Source organism: Rhodoblastus sp. (assembly GCF_052145335.1).
In the GTDB taxonomy this organism is placed as follows: domain Bacteria; phylum Pseudomonadota; class Alphaproteobacteria; order Rhizobiales; family Beijerinckiaceae; genus Rhodoblastus.
Map to the genome: position 1 here is coordinate 1 of NZ_JBKQOU010000067.1, position 9,488 is coordinate 9,488.

Genomic DNA, 9,488 nt, shown 5'->3' on the forward strand with positions numbered 1-9,488 from the left:
GCTTGTAGGTTAAGCCCCTTCTTGGCACGCCGGGTTCTTTCGGCGGACGCTGAGGCCAAAGGGCGGCTGACGGCCACCCCTCGTCCGAACCGGCATGAGTCCTGCTCCGTCGGAGCGCCGCGGCAACGGCGGCTCGCGACGTATTGCGGAAGTAGCCGACCGCAGCCTTGGACGCCTCAATTGGGCGGAGAGCGGGCGTTGGCCGAACGGCGGGAACCGAGGGGATAGCAGGCGTACAAGGTCCGCAAGAAAGGCGCGGTGTCCGCGCGAAAAGAGGCGGTCAACATTGGCTTCGACCGGTTGAAATGCCGGCTATAGTGTCGTCCGGCCATGAGCTGTTGCGTCGGACCTAGGCGATCTCGCATCCCGCTGCCCGAAGCGGAAGCGCCCGTGGCCGAAAGAGACTTTCCGGAGGCCGCCATGAACGCCGCTCAGAGGACAGCTCCCGATCGCCTGATCGACTTCTCGACCGCCGTCTATGTCGCGGCCGGGATGATCGAAAGCGAAGCGCGGGTTTGCGCAGAGGCGTTGGTCCAGGCCGACCTGTGGGGGCATCAATCGCATGGCGTGATGCGCCTCTCCTGGTATGCGGCGCGCCTGAAAACCGGGGTCTGCGATCCCTTGGGGAAGCCTGAACTCGTCATCGACGGCAGCGCGCTGGCGCTGATTGACGGCCACGACGCGATGGGACCTATCGTCGCCGCGATGGCGGCGGATGAAGCGATCCGCCGGGCGAAGGCCTACGGGATCGGCGCCGTCGGCGCGCGCAACTCGAACCACTTCGGCACGGCCATGTACTTCACTCTGATGGCGGCCCGCGCAGGCTGTGTCGGTTTCCTGTCGACGAATGCGAGTCCGGCCATGGCGCCTTGGGGCGGGCGCAAGAAGGTCGTCGGGACCAATCCGTGGTCATGGGCCTGCCCCGGCGGCTCGCACGCGCCAATGGCGCTCGACATCGCCAACACCGGAGTCGCGCGCGGCAAGATCTATCTGGCCAAGCAGAAGGACGAACCCATTCCGGCGGGATGGGCGATCGACGCAGACGGCGCGCCGACCACCAACCCAGTGAAAGCGATCGAGGGGATCGTCCTGCCGATGGCGCAGCACAAGGGCTACGCCATCGCCGCGATGATGGACATGCTTTCGGGGGTTCTGACCGGCAGCGGTTTCGGCGCTCAAGTCACGGGGCCGTACCAGGCGCAGCGCCGCAGCCGCGCCGGCCACTTCATGCTCGCCGTGAATATCGAAACGCTGCAACCGTTGGCGGAATTCAACGCGCGAATCGACGCGCTGATCGCAGAGCTCAAGTCCGTCCCGCTGGCGCAGGGGTTCGACGAGGTCTTCTATCCCGGCGAAATCGAAGCTCACAACGACGCCAAGAACCGAACGGACGGCGTACTCCTCCCGGCGGACACGGTCGCCGACTTGAGAAAGCTGGCGGACGAATACGGGTTGAAGTCGTTGCTGCCCGTCACATGACGATAGGTCGGTCGCGCCAAGGGCGGAGTCTGGAGCAGGCGATCGTGCGGTCGTGGCGCTTCCGGCGCGCTCCGCGGTCGATCACCATTCGATGCTTCGGTCACGTTCGCCGCGCCGCTCGATTGGGCGGCGTCCGCCCGAAGCATGCCTCGATGAGAGGCCAGGACGCGCGATTATTGCGGCTGCACGATCGGCTCGAGCCCACTCTCCGTGATCGCCTGCGTTGAGCGGGGCGAGGCGAGGTAGGCGATGAACGCCTTGCCTGCCTCGGCCTGGCGCGCTCCGGCGACCAGCCCGGCCGAGAAGATCGTCACCTTTTGCAATTCGACCGGGATCGGCCCCAGCAGGTCGATCCCCTGCACGGGCTTGAGCTCGGCGATCTGTTGAAAGCCGATCTCCGCCTCCCCCCGCGCGACGATCTCCCCAACCGGCGTCGCGGCGATCATGTGCGCCTTCGGCGCCGCCTGCGCCTCAATCCCCAGCCGCTTGAACAACTCGTTTCGGATGTAAACCCCGCTCGCGCTGTCCGAATAGGCGATGGAGCTCGCGTTCAGGAGCGCCCGCTTCAGCGCCTCCGGCGTCGAAATGTCCGGCCGCGGCGCCCCCGCGCGCACCGCCGCGCCGATCAGCGACCGCGCGAGGTCGACGCGCGTCCCGGGCATGATCTTGCCCTCATCGGCGAGCTTCCCCAACGCATCACCGACCATGATCACGACGTCGATGTCCTCGCCGCGCTGAAGACGCGCCGGCACGGCGTCGTGCGTTTCGCCCATCGACGGCCCAAAGCCGAGGACGAGCTTGCCGCTGGTCGCCTGCTCATAAGCCGGCGCCAGCGCCTTAAGCGCCGCAGCGAAGCCGCCGGAGCTGACGACGTGAATTTCGGCCGCCCCGGCCGCGCTGGCGACGAACGCCAGGCAGGCGAAGATCAAAACCATCACATGGCGTCGCATGGGGGGTCCTCCCTCGTCCTGTCGAGAGGCGCTTGCTACGCAGGCGCGGCGGCCGGCTCGGCGGGCATCCGCACATGGGCGCGCAGCGCCGAGAGGAGCGCAAGCAAAGCTGGCGCCGTCAGCCAGGCGCCCGGCATGGCCGGGTTGCCGGTCGCGTGGATCAGGTACGTGCACACCAACGGTGTCATGCCGCCGAAGAGCGCCGTGGCGCAAGCGTACGCAAGCGAGAATCCCGCGGTGCGCACCTGGGGCGGCATGATCTCCGCCATGAACGGGATCATCGCGCCGTTGTACGTGCCGAAGATGAACGAGAGCCATAGCTGGACGATCAACAGATTTCCGAACGACGTATTGGAAACGAGCCACGACATCGCGGGGTAGGCAGTCAGGATCGCCGCGACCGGGAGCGCGATCAGCATCGGACGCCGGCCGACGCGGTCGGAGATCGCGCCGCCGACGGGAAGCCAGAACAGGTTCGAGAAGCCGACGCAGAGGGTCACGATCAGACTGTCGCGCGGCGCGAGATGCAGGACCTGATTGGCGAATGTCGGCGTGTAGGCGGTGATGAGATAGAAGGTGGTCGTTGTCAGCGACGACAGCATGACGCCTTCCACCACCACCGCCCAATTCCGGCCGATGATGCGCAGCGCTTCCGACGCGCTCGGATGATGTTTGCGCGACTGAAACTCCTCGGTCTCCTTCAGGGAGCTGCGCAAGTACAGGATCAGGGGGGCGATCAGGCACCCGATCAGAAGCGGGATGCGCCAGCCCCACGCGGCCATTTGCTCGGCCGGAATGATCGAGTTGAGCATCACGCCGAGGAGCGAAGCGAACACCACGGCGACCTGCTGGCTGGCCGACTGAAAGGAGCAAAAGAAGCCGCGGTGGCCTGGGGTCGCGATTTCGGCGAGGTAGACCGACACGCCGCCCAGTTCGCAGCCGGCCGAGAAGCCCTGGACAAGGCGTCCTGCCAAAACCAGCACCGGGGCGATCAGGCCGATCCTGTCGTAGCCAGGGGTGAGCGCGATGGTGAGGGTGCCGACCGCCATCAGGCTGAGCGTGACGATCAGCCCGATCCGCCGTCCCTTGCGGTCTATATAGGAGCCGAGGATCAGGCCACCGAGCGGGCGCATCAGAAAGCCCGCCGCGAAGGTCCCGAGCGACAGCATCAGCGAGGTGAAGGCGTTGCCGGTCGGGAAGAACGTCGTGGCGATGTAGACGGCAAAGTAGCCGTAGACGAAGAAGTCGTACATCTCCAGGAAATTGCCGCTGGCGACGCGCACGACGTCCCAGATTTTCTCCCGGCGCTGTTCCGGTGTCAGCATTGGCCCGTTCTCCCTAGGCCGGCTTTGTCAATGTCTCTCAGGCCCTGTTGTCGGGCCTGTCTACCCTCCTGTTCAGACGATGAACCGGCAGCTGTCCTGCGGTGTGCGCATGTCCATGTTCCGGCCCCGGTTCAGGTGGTCATCGATCTCCGCGGCCGCGCCGATCATGCGGCCATAAAGGAAGACGTTGAACGCGGCCGTTTCCAGGTCTTTCACGGTCAGCGTGCCGGACCGGTAGTCCTGCCACAAGACGGCGAGCAGCAAGGCTGCGATGATCGCGTCCACGTTGACGCAGAACACATATGGCGTGGCGCCCGCATCGTACAGCGCCTGCGCCAGCTCGCGGTAATAGGCGTGGAAAATGTTGTAGTCGCCGCGCTCCTCCATGAATTTCGCAATGAAGCGTTCGCGCGGGTCGTAGTTGACCGGTTTGCCCTTGAAAACCGGATGATGGATGCCCGGCAGCGCCCGCAGCTCGGCTGCCCCCGATTCCCTCGCGTTCGCCTTCTCCTCGCGGTAAGCCTCGGCGAACGACTTCGCCATGCCGGCGAGATCGATGCCGTGGTTCGGGTCGGTCGGATTCTTGAGTTCGATGCCCTGGAAGCGCTCAAGTAGGAAGGCCATGCCTTCGAATCCATTGCCGCCGTGGCTGTAGCCGGTGTGCGTCAGGAAGCCGACCATGCCCTTGTTGATCTGCACCCGGCCCGGCGTCTGCGGTCCGTCGGCAGACACCGCGCCCTTCGCGCCCTGCAGGGACATGGCGCCGGGTCCGTTCGAGATCAGCAGACCGGTCAGGATCTGCAGCGGGCGCGCCTCGCGCTCGGTCGGCTTGCGGCCGATCAGGGCGAGGCAGAGGAAGTCGGCCATCGTCCAGCGGCTGAACCGCTCCTCGCGCGGCACGCCGCATAGGCTGCCGTGCTGGTGATGATGTCCAGGGATCGAGGCGCCGATCATCACGCCGTAGAGGCGCAGATACCAAGGCAAAGTCTCGGCGGTCAGGCGCGAGATGCGTTTTCGCATCAGCGGTCCCCACGCGATCGTGGTGGCGATCGCGGAGAGGATCGCGTCGCGCGAGACGCGCTCGCCCAGCGTGTCGACGAACTTCAGAAACACCGACTTCCCGCCGCGCGCGCGCACCGCGGCGAGCATCGCGGCCGGGCGCGGGTCCTGGGCGTCCTCAGCGGTCGCGAGGAATAGAGAGCGGGTCTTGTCGTCGGTCGGGATCGCGCTCACGTTGAAGCTCTCGTCCCGCGAGTCCGTCATGCCCGAGTGGGCGAAGAGATCGATCAATGCCCGCGTGCAGGCGAGCGCGCGCTCGACCCGCTTCGGCCCGATGATCGCCGCGGCGGCCGCCATTACCGTGTTGGGCGAATTGCCCGCCTGGCGCGCCGCGTCGGCTGCGGCCAGCGCCGGGTCGCCGACGAGATTGATTTCCGAGGCGATGGCGATGTCCAGCATCATGCGGTCCTGCGGACCCGCGATCTCGTGCACGAGCGGCAGGGCGAAGATCGCCTCCAAGGGCTCGAGCGCCATGTCGAGCACGGAGTGCCCGTGCACTGAAGTGACCTGAGTCGCCGGGTCCATCATCGAGGCTCCGGACGCGTCCTTCATGTTCTGGCGCGCAATGATCGCGCCGATCTGCAGCGACACCGCCTTGATCTGCGCGTCGTACGGCGACGGCGCCTGCACGACCGGGAGCGCAATCCGCGTAGGAAGCTTGAGGCCCTGGTCGTTCGCCATCCAGGCCTTGAGCGCGAGCGAGCCGCGCGGCGAGAAGTCCGGTGAAACGCCATTGAGGCGCATCACCTCGGTCAGCGCCGCCGGGATGTGCGCAATGTTGGTGACCACCGCGCCTTTGGCAGAGACAATCGGACTTTCGGGCGTGAAGATGCCGTCCACACCGAAGGCGTTTATGAACCAGCTTTCCTTGTCCTCGGCCTTATCACCGGAGCCGGCCATGGCGCCTGCGTGGCCCACGGCGCGCGTGAGGCGCGATTTCCAGCGGCCGACGACGCAGGCGACCGCCGGCTTGCCGAAATCGAGGCTGCGTTCGTAGTAGCCGCCGGGCTCGCAGTAGATCACCGCCGCCTTCGACCGCGCGTCGTTCTTCAGCGCGTGCACGAAATCGGGTGCGGCGTAGTGGATGTAGACGTCCTTGCCCGAGGAGATCAGCGTCGTCGTGCCCCAACCGGCGGTCGCGAGGTATTGCGCGATCGTCGTGGTGAAGTTGCCGGAATTGGAGAACAGAGCGACCGAGCCCTTGATCAGCGCCTCGTCCGGGCTGTCGCCGCCGAGGGCGCCGCCGAGGCGCACGCGGTTCCACGAGTCCGCGACGCCAAGGCAGTTGGCCCCGAAGATGTCGATCCCGAAGCTCTGGCCGATTGCGCGGATCTCGCGCGCATCGTGAACCGCGATCTTCTCGGTGATGATGATGACCTTGCGCAGGTCGGAGTTGACCCGCACCAGCTCCGCCACGCCGTCGCGCGCGCCCGAGGGCGGCAGATACACCACGCCGGTGTTGAATGTGAGGCCGTCGGCAAGGCCCTCGCGGATGTTGTTGTAGACGGGAATGTCGCCGGCCGGCGTCTGCAACGCCTGGCCGCGCCGCCCGGGCGAAGTGCCGAACACCACGTTGCCGCCGGAAAAGGCGTGGCTGATGGGCGTCACCTGCTTCGACTCGCTGCCCATGATGTTGAGCACGGCAACGCGGTCCTGCCGCGTCGCGATCTCGTCGAGCGAGTTGATCCCGAGGTAGTAGGGGAACCCTTTGATGCCGCTCTTGTACATGCAATCCTCCCTTCTGCTCAGGCGGCTTGCTTAATGTTGAGACGGGCGGCTACGGCGGCGCGGCCTCCTGCGCGCATCCAGGCGTCGACCTCCTTGGCGTAGTTCACGACCTCGGAGATCGCGCTGTCGAAGCCGAAGAAGCGGTAGGGCAGGCCCAGATTGTCGAAGGCTTCCGCAAGGGCGCCCAAACCGCGCACGAGGTTCGGCCCGCCGCGGCCGACGACGACGAAAAGCGGCGTCGGCCCGTTGCGGCTGAAATACTCGCGCAGCGCATCGGCCATCGCACGGAAGGTCTCGTAGATGTCGGTGTTGTTCGATTTGCCACCGATGATGAACAGCACGTTGGCCTGTTTGAGCCAGTGCTTGAAGCAAATCGCGGCCACCGACTTCATTTTCTCATAAGGCGGGTTGCCGCCGAAGTCTGACGAGATAATCGCGGCCTCCCCCAGCACCTCGGTCACCAGCGAATTGGCGCCGCCCCCGAACGTGGGGGCGAGAATCGTGCCGTTTGGGTTGATGACGAATACATCCGACTGACCCTGGTGGGTGCGAAGCTGGTTCACCTCGAGCTCGAAAGCCGATGTGTCGCCTGCGAAGCTCTCGTCCGGCAGATCAAGCCGATGCCAGCGTGGATCGTCGCGGTCGAAGCCGCCTTTGAAGTCGCAGGCCTTGGGCGTGAGGCGCCCGTCGCGGCCGATCGCCATGCGGATCGGGTTCAGCTCCAGCGTGGTCATGCCATAGAGGTGGAACAGGTCCCACAGCTTCGGCAGGTGTTGCACCAAAGGCGAGATGATCTCCTTGGGCGCGCCTATGTCCGACAGCGCGTTGGCGACGACGAAGGCCTTGAGCCCGGTCAGCGCCTCGAACGGGATGTGGGCGATGTATTTCTTGTCCAGTTCTTCGATGTCCACGCCGCCCACGTGCGTCAGCGTCATCGTCGGCGCGCGGAAGACGGTTGAGTCGGTGATCGAGAAATAGACCTCATGCTCGGCCGGCACGCCGGCCTCGAAGGTCACTCCATTCGCCTTCGACGTCGCGTTGCCGTGGCGATGCTCGACGAAGAACAGTCGCTCGCGTTCGGCGAGGGCGGTGCGCAGGTCGGTCGCTTTGCCGATCAGCCCGGCCTTGCCCTTCTTGCCGACGCCGCCCTTGAACACCGGCTTGATGAAGACGAGCTTGTGCCGATTGATGAAGTCCTGGATCTCAGCCTCGGTCGCGGTGGGACCGAGGACCTCGGTGACCGGAAAATCGACGTGCCGCATAAGAGGCGCGCCGTGAAGAAGGCCGGTGAGCTGCATGGCGCCAGAGTCCTTTTCAGGTTGCAGCGAGGTTCGGTAGGGGCTCAGCGGGCCAATTCGCGGCTCGCGCAACCGCCTTGGCTCGCGGATCCCGCCAGGGGATCAGGGCGTCGTGTGCGTAGCGGCTCGCTGCCTTCCGCGAGGCGCCGGACGTCACCGAGCCGACGATCTTCGTCTGACGGGAACTTCAGGACATCCGGAACGACTACGACAGCATCGACGCCATCCGGCCCGGCGCAGTCGCAGGCAATTCGCCTAAACCGCACATCTTTCACGGGTCATGGCCGTCCTCCCTCGGAACTCGTGCCGGCCTTGGGACCGGCTCATTGCTGCGGCGCGGTGTGAGTCGATCAGCGCTTCGCCGCAGCTCACCTTTAGCCTGCGAAAACAAGACTAGCACTACTGGGCCACATCTTGAACAGCCGCTTTTGTGCAATCCTTCCGTCGGGCCACCGACCGCTTTCCTGCCGACACCTGCCGCTGACATCCGCCGCTTTCCAGCCGATAAGCTTCGGATACCGACCTTGTCACGCCGCGCAGTCCCAACGCCGATCGGTGGAGTGACTTGCCTTCGGCGCTCATTGACACCGATCAGAACCACTCTCCGACCGACGCCGATTCGCCCGCAGGCGGCAGTGAGTAAACATCGAAGAGCCTGCCTTCCGAACTCGGCCTGCGCGAGGCGACCGGACGTGGGCGCTATCGGGCTTGGGGAATCCTGTGAGCCGAGCGCGGGCCGCTCAACGCCGCTCTCCTCGCGAGCGATCGAATGGGCGGCTTACGGACTATTCCGCGGGTCGCACGCACTGGAGGTTGTGGCGACATCGCCGAATAAGTTCCTGGCGGCTGTCGGCAGTTGAAAAGGAAGCCCGCCAACGCAGCTTACTTCCCTTCGCGAATTGGCCGACGGCCTTCATGGCCTCGTTCGAAGGCTTGGCGAGCGGTTCGGCCGCTCGATCTCGATGGCCTGCTTGCAAGCTGATCGAAAATTCGGCCTTGTCAGCAAGATGAGATGCGGACCATCCGCCACCCTCATCCGGCGCACTGGGGGGCGCCAATCTGTTGACCGCGCTTGGGCCTCGGGCGCTGGGGCGACCGGTAGAGACTGACGGCAAAAGTAACGAAGCCGTGAGCAAGACCAAAAAGATTGTCAACATGCTGGCGGATGACACGGCCGCGCCGGCCGCCGCTCGCACCTTGGCCAAGGCAGCAGAGCAGGAAGGGAAGCTGATCTCCGACTATCTGACGGAACGGCTTCAGCACGACCACGCGCCGCCGACGAGTGCCTGGGACAAAATGAAGGCGGCTGCCGCCGAAGCTCGGGAAAAGAGACAAGCGAAGGACGAGAAGTTTGTGCCGACAGAACCGCGGCCCAGCTACAAGGAACCAAGAGAGGTAACTGCGATGGTTCTGGCGTACAAGGAGCAGATCGAGTTCCTTGACCGCCTGAAGCTCGTTGTAAAGGCGATGAAGGGCTCGCCGCCTGATACGAATTTCACCCAGGCTCTAGCCGCTGCGATTACAGAAGGCGCGCGGGCGTTGAAGGCGCTTGAGAAGGAACAAGAGCCGATGATCGCAGCCGGCATTGCCGCGAGTAAAGCGAGCGCAGAGGCCTATGCCATCGCCTTCAAGGCCTGGGAGGCGCGCAT

At 65.2% G+C, this 9,488-nt stretch carries 7 protein-coding genes; 3 read left to right on the forward strand and 4 right to left on the reverse strand.

The annotated features are described in order from the left end of the window. Nucleotides 1-420: 420 nt before the first annotated feature. The gene (locus ACLP2E_RS04875) at nt 421-1,479 is read left to right on the forward strand and encodes an Ldh family oxidoreductase (protein ID WP_442465304.1); all 1,059 of its coding nucleotides are present in this window, start codon (nt 421-423) and stop codon (nt 1,477-1,479) included. A 173-nt stretch (nt 1,480-1,652) separates the two neighbouring features. On the opposite strand, the gene ACLP2E_RS04880 is transcribed toward ACLP2E_RS04875, so the two are convergent. The 4 genes from ACLP2E_RS04880 to ACLP2E_RS04895 form a co-directional block, all read right to left on the reverse strand. Continuing rightward, a complete protein-coding gene (locus ACLP2E_RS04880; protein ID WP_442465305.1) occupies nt 1,653-2,429 on the reverse strand; it encodes a substrate-binding domain-containing protein in 777 nt (258 codons plus the stop codon). A gap of 35 nt (nt 2,430-2,464) precedes the next feature. After that, complete coding sequence (locus ACLP2E_RS04885) at nt 2,465-3,754, reverse strand: MFS transporter (protein WP_442465306.1); 1,290 nt, start codon at nt 3,752-3,754, stop codon at nt 2,465-2,467. A gap of 72 nt (nt 3,755-3,826) precedes the next feature. Then, nucleotides 3,827-6,541: a CoA-binding protein gene (locus ACLP2E_RS04890; protein ID WP_442465307.1), complete on the reverse strand. Its 2,715-nt coding sequence runs from the start codon at nt 6,539-6,541 to the stop codon at nt 3,827-3,829. A 17-nt stretch (nt 6,542-6,558) separates the two neighbouring features. After that, nucleotides 6,559-7,839, reverse strand: a complete 1,281-nt coding sequence (locus ACLP2E_RS04895; protein WP_442465308.1) for an ATP citrate lyase citrate-binding domain-containing protein — start codon at nt 7,837-7,839, stop codon at nt 6,559-6,561. Between the two features lie 655 nt (nt 7,840-8,494). On the opposite strand from ACLP2E_RS04895, the gene ACLP2E_RS04900 reads away from it, so the two are divergent. Both ACLP2E_RS04900 and ACLP2E_RS04905 read left to right on the forward strand, forming a co-directional pair. Beyond that, complete coding sequence (locus ACLP2E_RS04900; RefSeq protein ID WP_442465310.1) at nt 8,495-8,563, forward strand: helix-turn-helix domain-containing protein; 69 nt, start codon at nt 8,495-8,497, stop codon at nt 8,561-8,563. 404 nt (nt 8,564-8,967) lie between these two features. Beyond that, the coding region (locus tag ACLP2E_RS04905; protein ID WP_442465309.1) for a hypothetical protein at nt 8,968-9,488 on the forward strand (521 nt) is incomplete at its 3' end.